Consider the following 15,191-nt stretch of genomic DNA (forward strand, 5'->3'; position numbering starts at 1 on the left):
GTGGGTTCCTCCGTTAGATGCCCAGGCCGTCGGCCAGGACGGGCCACGATCGGCGCAACGCGCGTTCCCAGTACGGCCAGGAATGCGTTCCGGGGGTGTAGAAGTCTGTGGTGGCGGGGATGCCGGAGCGGCGCAGCTTGTCGGCGAACCCGCGGGAGTTGGTCAGCGCCACGGACTCCAGCAGGCCGGGCACGATGGGCTTGCCCGCGTCGTCGAGCGGGCCGCGGGCGCCGTCGCCCGCGGAGATGTAGAGCCGGGCGCCGCGCAGCAGGTCGACCTTGTCGTACGGGTTGTGGTCGCGCCAGCGGGCGCGGTTGAGCCACGGGTCGCCCCAGAGCAGGCCCCAGACCGGGAAGCCCTGGGAGATCAGGTTCAGCTGGGTGACCTCGGGCAGCCCGGGGGCGAGCACGTTCGGCGCCGCGCTGTAGGAGGCGACGGCGCCGAAGCGGCCGGGGAAGCGGGTGGCGTACTCCAGCGCGCCGTAGCCGCCCATGGAGAGCCCCGCGATGGCGGCCCGGTCGCCCGCGCCGTAGCCGCGCTGGAGGATCTGCCACAGCTCCACCATGTGGAACTCGCGCCAGTCGGGCCGGTCGGACAGACCCCAGTTCCACCAGTCGCTGTACATGCCGATGGCGCCGCCGCTGGGCATCACGACCAGCACCGGCTGATCAGCGGTGAACGCGGCCACGTCGGTGAAGCGGGTCCAGGACTCGTAGTCGGCGGGCTCGCAGCAGCCGTGCAGCAGCCAGAGCACCGGCCACGACCGCCCGGCGCCGGGCTCCCAGCCCTGCGGGACCAGCAGCCGCACGGGCGCGGTCGCGCCGAGCGCGGGGGACTCGACGCGCAGGTCGATCGTGCGCTCGTCGACGCGGGTCTCCGCGACGACGCGGGCGCCGTCGTCGGCGGACACCGGCTGCGCCGCGGCGGTGGGCGTGAGCGCGGCCGCCAGCGTGACGGCGGCGAGGACGGCGGCTCGTCGGTTCATGTCAGCTCCCGGGCGATCCGGTCGGCGACCACGGCGACGTGCGGCGGGTCGATCACGCTGATGTGGTCGCCGGGCACCGCGACGACCTCCAGGGCGGGGCAGAACTCGTCCCAGCCCAGCGCGTCGTCGGTGCGCAGGTAGCGGGGGTCGAGGGTGGTGGTGAGCGGGTGCGGGTCCTTGGCCCGGAACAGCAGGACCGGGCCCGCGTACGGGCTCGGGGTGTAGCGCTCGGCGATGCGGGCGTCGGCGAAGGACGTCTGCTGGTGCTCCAGCACCGCGTCGCCCATCCGGGACACGCGTTCCCGCAGCCGGGCCATGACCAGCGCGGACCGCTCGTCCTCCGTCATCCCGGCGAGGTCGGGCAGGCCGAGGTCGACCTGGTAGGTCTGCTCGACGTACTCGGTGAACCGGGCCAGGCGCAGCAGTTCGTCGTGCTCGCCCGCGCGCAACGGCAGGATGGTGTCGATCAGGAACAGCAGCCCGACCTCCGCGCCGCGCGCGGTGAGCAGCCGCGCGGTCTCGTAGGCGAGGATCCCGCCGAACGACCAGCCGCCCAGCCGGTACGGCCCCTCGGGCTGCCGCTCGGTGATCAGCTCGACGTAGCGCGCCGCCTTCTCCTCCACAGTGGACAGGTCATCCAGGCGTTCGAGGCCGTAGGAGGCGACGGTGGGCAGCAGCCGGGCCAGCGGCCGGTACGCGGCGGTCGGGCTGCCCGCGGCGTGGAACAGGAACACCGGCGGGCCCTCGCCGCCGAGATGGCGCACCGTCCCCTCGCCCGCCTCGAGCCGGGCGCGCACGACGTCGGCCATCCCGGCGATGGTGGGCTCGGCGAACAGGTCGCCGACCTCGCCGAGTTCGTCGGTCACCGCGGCTGCCAGCCTGCGCGCCGCGGCGTCGTCGCCCGGGAACGGCTCGTCCACCGCGACCTCGGCGTCGCCCAGCACCTGCCGCCAGCGCAGGGCGACCCAGCGCTCGGCCAGGTCCCGCGTGCCCGGGCGGGCCGGGCGGCGCGCCGGGGTGAGCGCCACGCCCGCGATGTGGTCGGCGATGTCGGCCAGGCTGGCGCCGCGCAGCAGCAGGGGCAGCGGGATGGTGGCGCCGAAGTCGCGCTCGACGGCCGCCCTGGCGCGCATCGCCAGCAGCGAGTCCATCCCGAGCGCGGTGAGCGCGGTGTCCGGGGGCAGCAGGTCGGGGGCGAGGCCCATCATCTCGGCGACGACCGCGCGCACGTGCTCCCCGATGACGGTCCTGGCGCGTTCGGGGTCGTCCACGGCGAGCGTGCGCAGGGCGTCGATGCCTGCCCACGGCCCGGCCGCGGGCCGGTTCCCCGCGAGGAGGGCGAAGAACGGCCGCTCGGCGATGCGCGGGAACAGCTCCAGCACGGTGTCGGCGTCGAGCCTGCTGATCCCGGTCTCCCCTCGGCCCGAGGCGAGGACGGCGGCCAGGGCGGCCGTGCCCTCCTCGGTCGGCATCGGCTCCAGCACGGGGTTGGCGGGGGCGTCGGCCCAGGCGCCCCACTGGATGGTGGCGGCGGGCAGGTCTCGTGCCCGCCGCCACCCGGTGAAGGCGTCGAGCCAGGCGTTGGCGGTGGCGTAGGCGGCCTGGCCGGGGGAGCCGAAGAGGGCCGCCGCGGAGGAGTAGGCCAACCACCAGTCCAACTCGACGCCCTGGCACGCCTCGTGCAGGCGAAGCGCGCCCTCGGTCTTCGCCCACCAGACCGCGGCCAGGTCAGCCGCGGTCATCGCGAGCACGGCCCCGTCGGCGAGCACCCCGGCCGCGTGCACCACGCCCCGCACCGGGTGCGGCCCGGCGGCGTGCACCATCCGCTCGGCCACCCCGGGCTCGGCGATGTCCCCGAGCACGACCTCGACCTCACACCCGATCCCATCCACCGCCACCCGCGCGTCGGGCGTCATCCGCCTACTGGACAACACAACACGGCTCGCGCCGTGCTCAGCCAGCCAGCGGGCGACGACGATGCCGAGCGCGCCGAGACCACCGGAGACCAAGTAGGCACCAGCCCGCACGACCGGCGCGTCCCGGTCGGGCAGGTGGGCGCGGGTGAGTTTGCGGGTGTAGCGCTGGTTGCCGCGCCAGGCGGTTTCGTCGTCGGGGGTGTCGGCGGTCAGTTCTCCGGCGATGGCGGCGTCGGTGTCGGTGTCTACCCAGGTTGCTCGGAGTTCGGGGTGTTCGAAGGCGAGGACCCGGACCAGTCCGCGGAGGGCGGCGACGTTCGGCTGGCCTGCCTCGCCCGGTCGGACGATCGCGGCGTCCCGGGTCGCGATCCACAGGCGGGGTGCGTGCGGCAGCGCCACGAGGTCGCGGACGACCTCGGCGACGGCCAGCACCACCGCCCGCGCGGCCCCGAGGTCGGCGGGCGATCCGGGCAGGACCGCGACGCCGACCCCGGTCCCGTCACCGACGGCCGCGACGAGGTCGCCGCGCGCGGACAGGGGCAATACCCTGCAGTCCGGCCCCAGCCCGGCGACGACCTCGGCGGGATCGACCCCGTCGGCCACGAGCAGCACCCAGGCCAGCCGCGCACCGCCGGACCTGGGCTCGGCGGGCGCCCACTCCGCCTGGTAGGCAAGCCTGCGCGGGGTGAACGGGACGTCGGCACGCCGCACCTCGTCCAGCTCCACGCCTTCGAAGGACACCAGCGCCACCCCGTCGGCGTCGCTGAGCCACACGCCCCCGGCACCGGCCGTCGCCCGAGTGGCCCGACGCGGATCACCGAGCACCCGCACCCGCCCGATCCGGCCGGCCCGCCGCTCCCCCACCCCGACCAACACCCGCAGCGCGGCCTCACCCAACTCGGGATGGAGGACGAACCCCGCCCCCCTGGGCTGCTCGACAGCCACGTCATGCCCTGACCGGGAGAAGTCTCGATCGGCCCCACCCACGCCCGCGCCGCCCACCAAAACCGAGCCCGACCGAAAGACGCCTCCGCCAGCCCCACCCCCATCAGCCACCAAGTCCGATTCACCGCCCGACGGGAAGACACCCCCACCGGACCCACCCCCACCCACCACCGAGACCAACTCACCGCCCGACGGGACGAACCTCCCACCGCCCGCCACCAAGTCCGACCCACCACCCGGCGAGAACGCACTCCCACCGAACCCACCCGCACCAGCCACCGAGACGGACTCACCACCCGACCGGAAGAACCCCCCACCGGACCCATCTCCGCCCGCCACCAAGTCCGACCCACCACCCGACCGGAAGAACCCCCCACCGGACCCATCTCCGCCCGCCACCAAGTCCGACCCACCACCCGACGGGAAGGCGCTCCCACCGGGCCCACCCGCACCAGCCACCGAGACCGATTCACCGCCCGACCGGGAGGAGATCCCTCCGCCCTCACCCAGGCCGGCGGCGGCCACGGAGTCCGTCTCGCCGTCCGCACCGCGGTTGTCCTCAATAGACCCAGTAGCCACCGTGGTCCAGTTCTGCCTGGAGCGCGCGGAGATCGTCAGGTGCTCGCCTTCGGCGACCACCGACACCTCTGTGTCCTCCTCCAGCGGCAGGAGGCGGTGCAGGACGACGTCGCGGAGGGCGGGTGGGTGGCCTAGGTCCTGGGCCACCGCCAGCAGCAGTTCGACGGCAGCCGCGACCGGCAGCACCGGGACCCCGTGCGCGGGGTGCTCGGCCAGCCAGGGGTGCTCGGCCGTCCCGACCCGGCCGGACCAGACCACGTCGGTGGTGCCCGGGATCTCCGCCCGCCTGCCCAGGAACGGGTGCCCGGAGCGCGGTGGCGGGGTCGACGCCCAGTACCGGCGGCGCCGCCACACCGGTGGCGGCAGGTCGGCCACCAGGCGGTCCGGGTAGCGGCGTCGCAGGGCGTCCGGGTGTCCGTGGGCGTGCACGGCGGCGAGGGCGGTGGCGAAGTCGTCGTCGGGTGCGCGGCGCAGGGTGGGGATCACCGTGACGGCCAGGCCCGCCGCGGTCTGCTCGATCGCGGCCGTGGCGACCGGGTGCGGGGCGATCTCGACGAAGGCGCGGTGCCCGTCGCGCAGGGCGGCGGCGACCGCCTGGGTGAAGCGGACCGGGCGGCGCAGGTTGGCCGCCCAGTAGGCGTTGTCGAACGCGGGACGGGCGCGCGGGTCGTCCAGCACCGTCGAGTACCACGGCGTGGCCGTGCCGCGGGGCCGCAGCGCGCCCAGTGCGTAGCGGAGCCGGTCCAGCATCGGGTCCACGGCCGCGGAGTGGCCCGCCCCGGTGACCGGCAGCGTCCGGGCGAGCCCGCCGCGCCCGCCGACCCGCTCGACCAGCGCCGCCACCTGCTCCGCCGGCCCGGTGACCGTGCACTGCGTGGGCGAGCCGTAGACGGCGACGGTCACGCCCGGGAAGTCGTCCAGTTCCTCCGGTGCCGCCTCGACCACCGCCATCGCGCCGCCCCCGGCGTCGTGGACCGCCGCCAGCAGGCGGGACCGGTGCCACATCACCCGCAGACCGTCCACAGGAGACAGCGCCCCGACGGCCACCGCCGCGGCCACCTCGCCCATCGAGTGGCCGATCACCGCAGCGGGCCGCACGCCGTACGAGCGCCACAGCTCGACCATCGCCACCTGCGTGCCGAACAGCGCGAGCTGCCGGGCGGCCAGGCCGTCGGCCTCGGTGAGCGCGACCAGCCCGGACCCGGTGACCTCGGTGAACACCGGGTCCAGCGTCCGGACGGCCGCGGCGAAGGCCGGTTCGTCGGCGAGCAGCCGCCGGGCCATCCCCGACCACTGGGAGCCGTGCCCGGAGAAGACGAACACCGGGTCGGACCACGCCCCCGAGCCGGTGAAGGCCGTGCCGCCGTCGGCGATGGCGCGCAGGCGCTCGCGCAGCTCGTCCGCGTCCCGCGCGGGCACCGCCGCCCGCACCGGACCGGGGTCGGCGGCGTGCAGCACGGCCGGGGCGACGATGTCGCCGGGCCAGTCGGCGAGCGCGCGGGCGCGGTCGCGCAGCCGCTCGACCGACCGCGCCGACAGCGCGACGACCCTCGGCCGGTCCCAGACGTCCGGCGCGGGGATGCCCCGCGGCCACTCCTCCACCACCACGTGCGCGTTGGCGCCGCCGAACCCGAACGCCGACACGCCCGCGCGCGCCACCCCCGGATACCGAGGCCAGTCCGTCTCCTCGGTCACCACGCGCAGCGCGGAGAAGTCGACGTGCGGGTTGGGCTCGGTGAAGTTCAGGCTCGCCGGGATGCGGGAGTGCCGCATCGCCAACACCACCTTGATGAGCCCGGCGATGCCCGCCGCGCCCTCCAGGTGCCCCAGGTTGCCCTTGACCGACCCGATCAGCAGCGGCCGCTGCGGGTCCCGGCCCACGCCGAGCACCGAGGACAGCGCCCCCGCCTCGATCGGGTCGCCGAGCAGCGTGCCGGTGCCGTGCGCCTCGACGTAGTCCACCGCGCCCGCCGTCACGCCCGCCTTGGCGTACGCGCTCGTCAGCAGGCGCTGCTGGGCGATCGGGTTGGGCGCCATGATCCCGTTGGACCGGCCGTCGGAGTTGACCGCGCTCCCCCGCAGCACGGCCAGGATCCGGTCGCCCGCGCGCCGGGCGTCGTCGAGCCGCTTGAGGACGACCACGCCGCAGCCCTCGCCCCGGACGATCCCGTCGGCCGAGGCGTCGAACGGCTTGCACCGCCCGTCGGCGGCCAGCGCGCCCGCCCGGTGGAAGGTGGCGGTGATCCCGGGCGAGAGGAGCAGGTTGACCCCGCCCACGACGGCCATCGACGCGTCCCCGTCGGCCAGCGCGCTCATCGCCAGGTGCACGGCGACCAGGGACGACGAGCACGCCGTGTCCGTGGTGACGCTCGGGCCGTGCGCGCCGAGGGCGTAGGAGACGCGGTTGGCCGCCAGCGCCGCGGCGGCGCCCGTGGCCGACCACGCCTCGACGCGGTCGAGGTCGGTCATGGTCAGCTGGCCGTACTCGGTGGCCGACAGGCCGACGAACACGCCGCAATCGCTGCCCCGCACCGAGTCCGGCGGGATGTTCGCGTGCGCGAGCGCGTCCCAGACGACCTCCAGCAGCAGGCGCTGCTGCGGGTCCATCAGCTCGGCCTCGCGCGGGCTGATGCCGAAGAACTCCGCGTCGAACCCGGCGATGTCGTCGAGGAAGCCGCCGAAGCGCGGCAGCCCGTGCTCGGCCACCCGGGGCGCGAACTGCTCCCACCGGCCCACGGGCACGGTCGAGATCGCCGAGCGCCCGTCGATCAGCGACGACCAGAACGCGTCGGCGGACGCCGCCCCGGGGAAGCGGCAGGCCAGGCCCACCACCGCGATCGGCTCCGCCGTCCGAGCCCGCGCGGGGTCGATCGGCGCGTCGCCGTGGGCGAGCGTGCGCGCGAGGTCGGCGATCGTCGGCGCCGACCAGACCAAAGTAGACGGCTGGTCGCGGCCGATCAGCTCGCCGATCCGCGCGGCCAGCATGGTCGCCGAGCGCGACGACACGCCGAACTCGTGCAGCGGCCGGTCCAGGTCCTCGGCCGTGACCGGCCGCCCGAGCAGCCCGGTCAGCCAGTCCGCCAGCCAGCCGCGCCACTCCCGCTCACCGCCGGGCGCGCCCACTCACGCCGCCTTCGGGATCGCCGACAGCTCCGAGCGCCCGACCGGGCGCGGCGGCAGGGCCAGCCGGAAGATCTTCCGCCACACGCTGCCGATCTGCCTGCCCAGCGGCCCGGTGTTGTACCGCAGGCCGTACCGCTGGCAGATCTCCCGCACCCTCGGCGCGATCTCCTGGTACCGGCGGGCGGGGATGTCCGGGAACAGGTGGTGCTCGATCTGGAAGCTGAGGTTGCCCGTCAGCACGTGGAACAGCTTCCCGCCGGTGATGTTGCTGGAGCCCAGCAGCTGCCGGTAGTACCACTGCCCGCGCGTCTCGTTCTCGCACTCCTCCTGGGTGAAGTCGGCCACGCCCTCGGGGAAGTGCCCGCAGAAGATGATGCTGAACGCCCACAGGTTGCGGACCAGGTTGGCGACCGCGTTGCCGGTCAGGGTCGCCAGCGCGCCGGGACCGCTCAGCAGCGGGAACAGCACGTAGTCCTTGAGCGCCTGCCTGCCGCTCTTCTCCCACATCCGCCTGCGCAGGGCCTTGGTCGACGCCCACGACCGGCGCCCGGTCATTAGCCGGTCGAGCTCCAGGTCGTGCAGCATGACGCCCCACTCGAAGAACACCATGAGCAGGAAGGCGTAGACCGGGTTGCCCAGGTAGTACGGCCGCCAATACTGCGCGTCGACCATGCGCAGCAGGCCGTACCCGATGTCGCGGTCCTTGCCGATGATGTTGGTGTAGGTGTGGTGCACGTAGTTGTGCGTGTGCCGCCACTGCTCCGACGGGCACACGGTGTCCCACTCGAACATCTTCGAGTTGAGCTTGGGATCGCCCATCCAGTCGTACTGGCCGTGCATGACGTTGTGGCCGATCTCCATGTTGTCGAGGATCTTGGAGACCGACAGCGCTGCCGTGCCCGCCACCCACGCGGGCGGGAACCAGCCCGCCCACAGCAGCGCCCGGCCGAGCGCCTCGAACCGCTGCTGCGCGGCCACGACCCGGCGGAGGTAGGCGGCGTCCGGCTCGCCGAGGTCGGCGACCAGCTCGCGGCGCAGCGCGTCGAGCTCGCGGCCGAGTTCGGCGAACTGCTCGGGGGTCAGCGGGGGGATGCGGGCGGCCATGACGGCGTCCTCTCTGGTGTCAGATGTCCAGCTCGACGTCGCCGCACGCGGTGGTGACGCACAGCTGGACCCGCTCGCCGGGCTCGGCGCTCACCGCGCCGGTGAGCGTGTTGCGGACGGCGCCATCGGCCTTGACGGTCGTGCACGTGTGGCAGACGCCCATGCGGCAGCCGTACTCCGGGCTCAGCCCCGCGGCCTCGGCCTGCTCCAGCAGGGAGCGGCCGTCGTTGGCGGCGCGCACCCCGCTGCGGCGGAACCGCACCTCGCCGACGGCGTCCGCGCTGGGGACGGTCACCGGGACGAAGCGCTCCGCCAGCAGCCGGCCGGCGAGCCCGTCGGCCGCCCAGAGGTCGGCGACCGCGTCCATCAGCGGCGCGGGGCCGCAGACGTAGGTCAGGGCGGCGGCGTGGTCGGCGCCCGCCAGGTGCTCGCGGCGGAACAGGCCGTCGAGCGCGCCCGCGCCGGGGGCCTCGGTGTAGGCGATGCGGAGCGTCACCCGGCTGTCGGCGGCGGCGATCGCGGCCAGTTCATCGGCGTAGACGACATCGCGCGGGGTGAAGGCGTAGTGCAGGAAGGTGATCCGCGAGTCGTGCGCGCGGGCGGTGAGCGTGCGCAGGATCGACATGACCGGGGTGATGCCGCTGCCGCCGCTGATCAGCAGGAGGCGCGCGGGCAGGACGTCGGGGAGCACGAACTCCCCCTCGGCCGGGGACAGCGTCACGACCATGCCGGGCCGGGCGTGCTCCTTGAGGTGCCGGGAGACGGCGCGGTTCACCTTCGCGGTGATCTCGACGTCCGCGCTGCCCTCCGCGCTGGCCACCGAGAAGAACCGGGTGCGGAGCACGCCCCCGACCGCCACCGTCAGCCGCACGTGCTGCCCGGCCCGCGCGCCGGTCCAGTTGGCGTTCGGCCGCAGGGTCAGGGTGACGGTGTCCGGGGTGTGGTGGGCGACCCGGACGACGACCGCGCGGATCTCCCGGACCGACCACAGCGGGTTGACCATGCCCAGGTACCGGTCGACGCCGTGCGGAGCGGTCAGCCCCGTGACGATCGGGGACTCCAGCACCCGCCGCACGGCCGCCCGCACCAGGCCCGAATTCGCCACGCCAGCCACCTCGCCGAATTCTTTCACCGGAACGGCGCGCGATTGCTCCATTCGGCGCGCCGCGATCGAGGATGGCCGAGCGCGAAGATCGGTGTCAATGGCGTGGTGGCGGCCCAGAACTACTCAGGGAGTGCTGTTCGGAGGGAATTTGTCACCCGGGGACAGCCGCGCTTTCCAACTCCACGGCCGGATGAGCGTTTACCGCCGAACGGGCGCCGACGTGCGCCGATGCCACTTGTCAGCCACCTGAGCCAGTCCGGGGTCCCGGTTGTGCCGAGGGTTACTGCGCAGGCGACTGGTGTCGGCATAACAAATTTCGACGCCCACCACGTCCGAACGGGACAACTATTCCGGTCAGCCTGCGGGCACCGGTGTCGTGTCCGGATCCCCGAGGCCGAATCGCGCCAGCGCCGACCCGAGATCGCCTTGTTCGTGCGCGCTCACCAACGTCGCGGCCACCTGCCGCAGTTTGGAATTGGTGTTCTGCGACGCTCTTTTGAGCAGTTGGAACCCCGCGTCCGCGTCGGCCCCGAAGTGCCGCATGAGCAGCCCCTGGGCCTGGCCGATCGCCTGGCGGGTGTCCAGCGCCGTCCGCAGCTGGTCGACCAGGCCGCGGCTATCGTGGTAGAGCTGGGCGTTGTCGAAGACCGCGCCCGCGTGCAGGGTCAGCAGCAGCACGATGTCGTAGGCCGTCTCGCCGAACTGGTTCGGCGTGTCGGAGAACAGGGTGAGCACGGCGGCCGTCGAGCGGCGCGTCGGGATCGGCAGCGCCAGGACGCTGCGGTAGCCGCGGCCCGCGACGTGCGCGCTGAACGCGGGCCAGCGCTGGTCGGTCGTGGTGTCGTCGATGCGGCGCGGCTCGCGGTACTCCAGCGCCTCGGCGATCGGGTCGATGGCGGCAGGCGCCTCGCCCACCCGGTCGAGCTCGACGGCGGCGACGGTCTCGGCGCCGTCGGCGGTGCGCACGGTGATGGTGGCCTCGGTGACGCCGGGCACAGTGAAGGCGAGCCGGGAGACGAACCGCGAGAGGACGGCGTTGACGTCGTCGTCCTCGGCCAGCCGGGTCACCTCGGCCAGCTCCTGCGCCAGCGTCAGCACGCGCCGTAACGCCCCAGACATCGCACATCCTCCACGGCAGCGGCAACGCGCCAGACAACCCGGCCTTGCCGCTCGTTCGGGGCCGGAGGCGACCGTCATGGTCGGGATGCTGCGCTGCCGAACACCCGTTGGCCGCGACTGTACCGAACGCCGGTCTGCTCTAGGATCACCAGTGCCGCGGTTGGGCAGTCAGCCGGGCAGCCCTGTGGACCCGTCATGGGCACAGCGCTGCGGGCCGTCCTCCCTCCGATCCTCCCCAACGGGTGCCTCGTGGACGGCGGTCCTGAATCCACGAGAACCCCGGAGGGCCGCCCATGTCCGTCGCGCACGCCAAGACCCGATGACCGACCCGGCCGCGCAGGTCCCCTCGGTCGACCGCGGCGCGCTGAGCGTCACCGCCGCGTCGCCGGAGCCGTCCACGCTGGTGCTGGCCGTCGACGGCGAGCTCGACCTGGTGACCGCGCCGCGACTGGACGCCGTCCTCGCCGCGGCCGTGCTCGTCGGCAGGCACACCCGCGTGGTGGTGGACCTGACCGGGGTGTCGTTCCTCGGGGTCGCGGGCATCACCGCGCTCCAGCGGCACCGGGCAAGGACGGACGAGCACGGGATCGCCTTCCGGCTGGTCGCCACGGGCAGGCCGGTGCTGCGCCCGCTGGCCCTGCTCGACCTCGAGGACGCCTTCGACGTCCACCCGACGGTCGGGTCAGCCCTGCGGTGAGGAGATGTTGACCATCCAGGTGATGCCGAAGCGGTCGACGCAGGCGCCGAACTCGTCGCCCCACATCTGCTTCTCCAGGGGCATCTGCACGGCGCCGCCCTCGGACAGCCTCGTCCAGTAGCCGCGCAGCTCGTCGGCGTCGTCGCCGCTGAGGCTGATCGCGATGTTGTCGCCGGGGTTGTGGGCCATGCCGGGCGGGGTGTCCGACGCCATCAGGGTGAAGCCGCTGGCGGTCTCCAGCGTCGCGTGCATGACCTTGTCCGCCTGGGCTGGGTCGTCCGCGCCGTACTCGCCGAAGGTGTTGAGCGTGAGGGTTCCGCCGAAAACGGACTCGTAGAACTCGACCGCCTGCCGGGCGTCGCCGTCGAAGCTGATGTAGGGGTTCAGTCGCGATGCCATCGTGGTCTCCTTCCGGTAACCGGCATCGTCGCAGATCAACGGGCATCCGGAAATTTCTCGCTGCGCGGTGTCGAGAACGCCCAGGCCGCTCCGACCCCTCGGTGACAGCATCCCGACACGACATCGGAGCCCGCCATGCGCAAGGTCATCCACTTCGTCCACTCCTCCGTCGACGGCTACATCGAGGGCCCGGAGGGCGAGTTCGACTGGCCCGCGATGGGGCCGGAGCTGTCGGCGTACTCGCTGGCCCTGAGCGAGCGGGCGGGCACGCTGCTCTACGGGCGCGTGGTGTGGGGGTGGATGGCGGGCTACTGGCCCACCGCGGAGTCGATGTCGGACGACCCGCACGACCTGGCGTTCGCCCCGATCTGGCGGGCCACCCCCAAGGCCGTCCTCTCCCGCACGCTCACCTCGGCCGAGCACGGCGCCCGCGTCGTGCGCGCCGAGGACCTGGCCGAGCTGAAGGCGGGCGACGGCGGCGACCTGCTGCTCATGGGCGGCACGGAGGCCGCGGCGGCGCTGACCGACCTCGGCCTGGTCGACGAGTACCAGGTGGTCGTCCACCCGGTGGTCCTCGGCGGCGGCAGGCCGGTCTTCGCCCCCGGCAAGGCCCGCATCCCGCTGCGGCTGGCCGAGACCCGCGCGTTCGACGGGCGCTCGGTGCTGCTGCGGTACACGGTCTAGACGGGCGGCCCGGCGCCCGGGCCGCCCCCTTCCGCTAGGCCGTCCAGTCGGCGCGGCGGCCGGTCAGGGCGAGCAGCCGCTCCTGCGGGTCGGCGTCGCCGCCCGCGGCCAGGCGCGGCTTGAAGACGTTGCTGTCGTCGGACCACAGCTCCGGCACGTCCGGGAACTGGCCGACGATCCCCAGGGCTGCCTCGACCAGCTCGGGGTCGAGCGCGATGTCGGCGCCGATGGCCCTGGCGAGGTCCCAGCCGTGGACGAGGACGTCGGCGAAGTGCACGGTGAGCGCGGTGCTGCCGGGCACCGTGCGCCCGATGACGGGCATCTCGAACGGCGCCTCCATGGCGGCGTCGTCGGCGAACGCGCTGGTCAGGGCGGCGGCGGAGGTCCGGTAGTCGCGGCGCACGTCGTCGCCCGCCTGCGGGGCGGCGCCGGTCAGCCGCTCGACGGTGCGGTGGTTGTTCTCGACCATGTGCGCGATCACGTCCCGCACCGTCCACTTGTCGCACGGCGTGGGCAGGTCGAGCTGGTCGTCGGTCAGCTTGTCGATGATCCCCCCGGTCGACTCGATGGCGCGCCGGTCGAGGTCCCTGATGTCCATGTCCCCTCCAGAGATATCCGAACGTTCGGTCACATAGTTCCACATGATCAACCCGGTCGTCTAGATTGGGCCCGTGGACGGCCGACTGGCGCGAGGTGAGCAGACCCGCCGCAGCATCCTGCGCCGGGCGGCGGACATCGCCTCCGTCGAGGGGCTGGACGGGCTGACCATCGGCAGGCTGGCGACCGACCTGGCGTTGAGCAAGAGCAGCGTTTTCGCCCACTTCGGGTCCAAAGAGGACCTGCAACTGGCGGCGATCGCCCACGCCGAGGACGTCTTCCGCGACCTGGTCATCCGCCCCGCGCTGAAGGCCCCCGACGGCCTCCCCCGCCTGACGGCGATGTGCGAGCACTGGCTCGACTACTCCCGCAGCCGCGCCTTCCCCGGCGGCTGCTTCTTCGCGGGCGTCATCGCCGAGTTCGACGCCCGCGAGGGCCGGGTCCACGACGCGGTCCGCCACGGCCGCGAGAAGTGGATCGACCTCCTCACCGGCCTCGCCCACAAGGCGGTCACCCTCGGACACCTCCCCCCGGACACCGACCCGGCCCAGATCGCCTTCGAGCTCGACGCGCTTGCCCGAGCAGGCAACATGGAAGCGGTGCTGACCGGCTCGGACGCCGCGTACGACCGGGCGATCAGGGGCATCCGGGCCCGCCTGGGCGTGGACCCGGAGTAGCCCGGCCCCGGCCCGACCAGGATGCCGAGCCACCACTGGCACTGCTGCCCGGGCACCATGACCGGACGGCGACGCGGAGCGACCGCTCTGCCTGCCCGGAACCATCCCGCCCCGGCATGCGGTGACAGGCAAACCCCTCGACGTCACCAGAGGCGCAGTGGTCGGCGACCCTTCGGGGTCGGCCGTGCGGTGGTCAAGTGACCGTTCTGCGTGGGTGTGGTCGGGCCGCGGTTCGCTGCGAGACGCGGGGCCGGGGTTACCCGAGGGTCACGGACCGGCCGGTGGTCAGGCTGGTCTCGGCGGCGCTCACCAGAGCGACCGTGCCCAGGGTGGCCCGGCCGCTGATCTCGCTCTCGCACCCCGCCCGCACCGCGCGGGCGAAGTGGGCGATCACGGCCCACCTGTCGCGCAGGTGCGGGATGCCGACGGGGACCTCGGTGGGTTCGCCGCCCGCCCGGGCGTAGCGGGCGTAGGCGCCCTCGGCCGGGTCGGAGCCTGCCCAGTGGAGCATGCCGTCGTCGCCCTCCACGGTCCAGTCGCCGGTCCACGGGGTCGCGGGCGCGCTGCTGTCGGCGCTCGCGCTGTACTGGACGACCACCCCCGACCGGAACTCGATCTCGGCGGAGAACGACGTCAGCGCCGCGTCCCGGGAGCGGCCGCACGGCCAGGCGCGGGCGTCGATCGCGCGGGGTTCGCCGAAGAACGCGCGGAGCAGGTCGAAGTGGTGGACCGCCGTGCGCCACAGCACCGAGCAGGTGTCCTCCGCCGGGGAGCGGTGGTTGCGGCGGAACGACACGCTCACGTGCCTGACCTGACCGACGACCTCCTGCGCCAGCAGGTGCCGGACCTGGGACGACGCGGCGAAGAACCGGTGGTCCTGGGCGACCACCAGCCGCCTGCCGACCTCGTCGGCGAGGTGGACGAGGTCGGCGGCCTCCGCCAGGTCGAGGGTGAAGGGCTTCTCCAGCAGCACGTGCTTGCCCGCGCTCAGCGCCGCACGGGTGACGGCGCCGCGGGTCGCGGGGGCGGTGGTGACGAACACCGCCTCGGCGTCCACCTCGGCCATGGCGGCGTCGAGTCCGCTGTGGATGGCCGGCAGCGGGACCCCGGTGGCCTCGGCGAAGGCCGCGCGGCGCGCCGGGTCCGGCTCGGCCCAGGCGACCACGCGCATGCCGGGCGCGGAGGGCAGCACCCGCAGCGCCCAGTCGGTTCCCCACCCGCCGAGGCCGACCTGGACGGCGGAGACCGGATCGTTCACCAT

Annotated in this window: 11 protein-coding genes; 3 read left to right on the plus strand and 8 right to left on the minus strand. The window is 73.9% G+C overall.

Features of this window, described 5'->3' with window-relative positions:
- Positions 1-13 precede the first annotated feature (13 nt).
- The 5 genes from IEY98_RS24960 to IEY98_RS24980 form a co-directional block, all read right to left on the minus strand.
- Positions 14-985, minus strand: a complete 972-nt coding sequence (locus tag IEY98_RS24960; RefSeq protein WP_189213067.1) for an alpha/beta hydrolase — start codon at positions 983-985, stop codon at positions 14-16.
- Positions 982-7,548 (minus strand): type I polyketide synthase, encoded by a 6,567-nt coding sequence (locus IEY98_RS33190; protein ID WP_189213068.1) that lies wholly within the window; start codon positions 7,546-7,548, stop codon positions 982-984. The genes IEY98_RS24960 and IEY98_RS33190 overlap by 4 nt, the downstream gene beginning before the upstream one ends.
- Positions 7,549-8,652, minus strand: a complete 1,104-nt coding sequence (locus tag IEY98_RS24970) for a fatty acid desaturase family protein (RefSeq protein WP_189213069.1) — start codon at positions 8,650-8,652, stop codon at positions 7,549-7,551.
- Positions 8,653-8,671: 19 nt separating this feature from the next.
- Positions 8,672-9,757, minus strand: coding sequence for a ferredoxin reductase (locus IEY98_RS24975; RefSeq protein ID WP_229787399.1), 1,086 nt, complete (start codon positions 9,755-9,757; stop codon positions 8,672-8,674).
- Positions 9,758-10,111: 354 nt separating this feature from the next.
- Complete coding sequence (locus IEY98_RS24980) at positions 10,112-10,876, minus strand: GAF and ANTAR domain-containing protein (RefSeq protein ID WP_189213071.1); 765 nt, start codon at positions 10,874-10,876, stop codon at positions 10,112-10,114.
- A 319-nt stretch (positions 10,877-11,195) separates the two neighbouring features.
- Between IEY98_RS24980 and IEY98_RS24985 the strand changes: the two genes are divergently transcribed.
- Positions 11,196-11,573 carry an STAS domain-containing protein gene (locus IEY98_RS24985; RefSeq protein ID WP_189213072.1) on the plus strand — a complete coding sequence of 126 codons (378 nt, stop codon included), beginning with the start codon at positions 11,196-11,198 and terminating at the stop codon, positions 11,571-11,573.
- Here the strand turns inward: IEY98_RS24985 and IEY98_RS24990 are convergent.
- Complete coding sequence (locus IEY98_RS24990; RefSeq protein ID WP_189213073.1) at positions 11,559-11,972, minus strand: VOC family protein; 414 nt, start codon at positions 11,970-11,972, stop codon at positions 11,559-11,561. The two genes, IEY98_RS24985 and IEY98_RS24990, sit on opposite strands and share 15 nt — an antisense overlap.
- A gap of 135 nt (positions 11,973-12,107) precedes the next feature.
- Here IEY98_RS24990 and IEY98_RS24995 point away from each other — a divergent pair, with 135 nt between their 5' ends.
- Positions 12,108-12,656: a dihydrofolate reductase family protein gene (locus tag IEY98_RS24995; RefSeq protein WP_189213074.1), complete on the plus strand. Its 549-nt coding sequence runs from the start codon at positions 12,108-12,110 to the stop codon at positions 12,654-12,656.
- A gap of 34 nt (positions 12,657-12,690) precedes the next feature.
- On the opposite strand, the gene IEY98_RS25000 is transcribed toward IEY98_RS24995, so the two are convergent.
- Complete coding sequence (locus IEY98_RS25000) at positions 12,691-13,254, minus strand: TIGR03086 family metal-binding protein (protein ID WP_189213075.1); 564 nt, start codon at positions 13,252-13,254, stop codon at positions 12,691-12,693.
- A gap of 73 nt (positions 13,255-13,327) precedes the next feature.
- Between IEY98_RS25000 and IEY98_RS25005 the strand changes: the two genes are divergently transcribed.
- Positions 13,328-13,930 carry a TetR/AcrR family transcriptional regulator gene (locus IEY98_RS25005; protein ID WP_229787401.1) on the plus strand — a complete coding sequence of 201 codons (603 nt, stop codon included), beginning with the start codon at positions 13,328-13,330 and terminating at the stop codon, positions 13,928-13,930.
- A gap of 256 nt (positions 13,931-14,186) precedes the next feature.
- Here IEY98_RS25005 and IEY98_RS25010 read toward each other — a convergent pair whose 3' ends face one another.
- Positions 14,187-15,191, minus strand: coding sequence for a Gfo/Idh/MocA family protein (locus IEY98_RS25010; RefSeq protein ID WP_229787487.1), 1,005 nt, complete (start codon positions 15,189-15,191; stop codon positions 14,187-14,189).

Origin of the sequence: Actinokineospora fastidiosa (assembly GCF_014648415.1) — a bacterium.
Classification (GTDB): Bacteria; Actinomycetota; Actinomycetes; order Mycobacteriales; family Pseudonocardiaceae; genus Actinokineospora; species Actinokineospora fastidiosa.

Coding starts and splice junctions, on each gene's coding strand:
- IEY98_RS24960 (WP_189213067.1), bottom strand. CDS start 985: ATGAACCGACGAGCCGCCGTCCTCGCCGCCGTCACGCTGGCGGCCGCG.
- IEY98_RS24980 (WP_189213071.1), bottom strand. CDS start 10,876: ATGTCTGGGGCGTTACGGCGCGTGCTGACGCTGGCGCAGGAGCTGGCC.
- IEY98_RS24990 (WP_189213073.1), bottom strand. CDS start 11,972: ATGGCATCGCGACTGAACCCCTACATCAGCTTCGACGGCGACGCCCGG.
- IEY98_RS25000 (WP_189213075.1), bottom strand. CDS start 13,254: ATGGACATCAGGGACCTCGACCGGCGCGCCATCGAGTCGACCGGGGGG.
- IEY98_RS24970 (WP_189213069.1), bottom strand. CDS start 8,652: ATGGCCGCCCGCATCCCCCCGCTGACCCCCGAGCAGTTCGCCGAACTC.
- IEY98_RS25010 (WP_229787487.1), bottom strand. CDS start 15,191: ATGGTGAACGATCCGGTCTCCGCCGTCCAGGTCGGCCTCGGCGGGTGG.
- IEY98_RS24985 (WP_189213072.1), top strand. CDS start 11,196: ATGACCGACCCGGCCGCGCAGGTCCCCTCGGTCGACCGCGGCGCGCTG.
- IEY98_RS24995 (WP_189213074.1), top strand. CDS start 12,108: ATGCGCAAGGTCATCCACTTCGTCCACTCCTCCGTCGACGGCTACATC.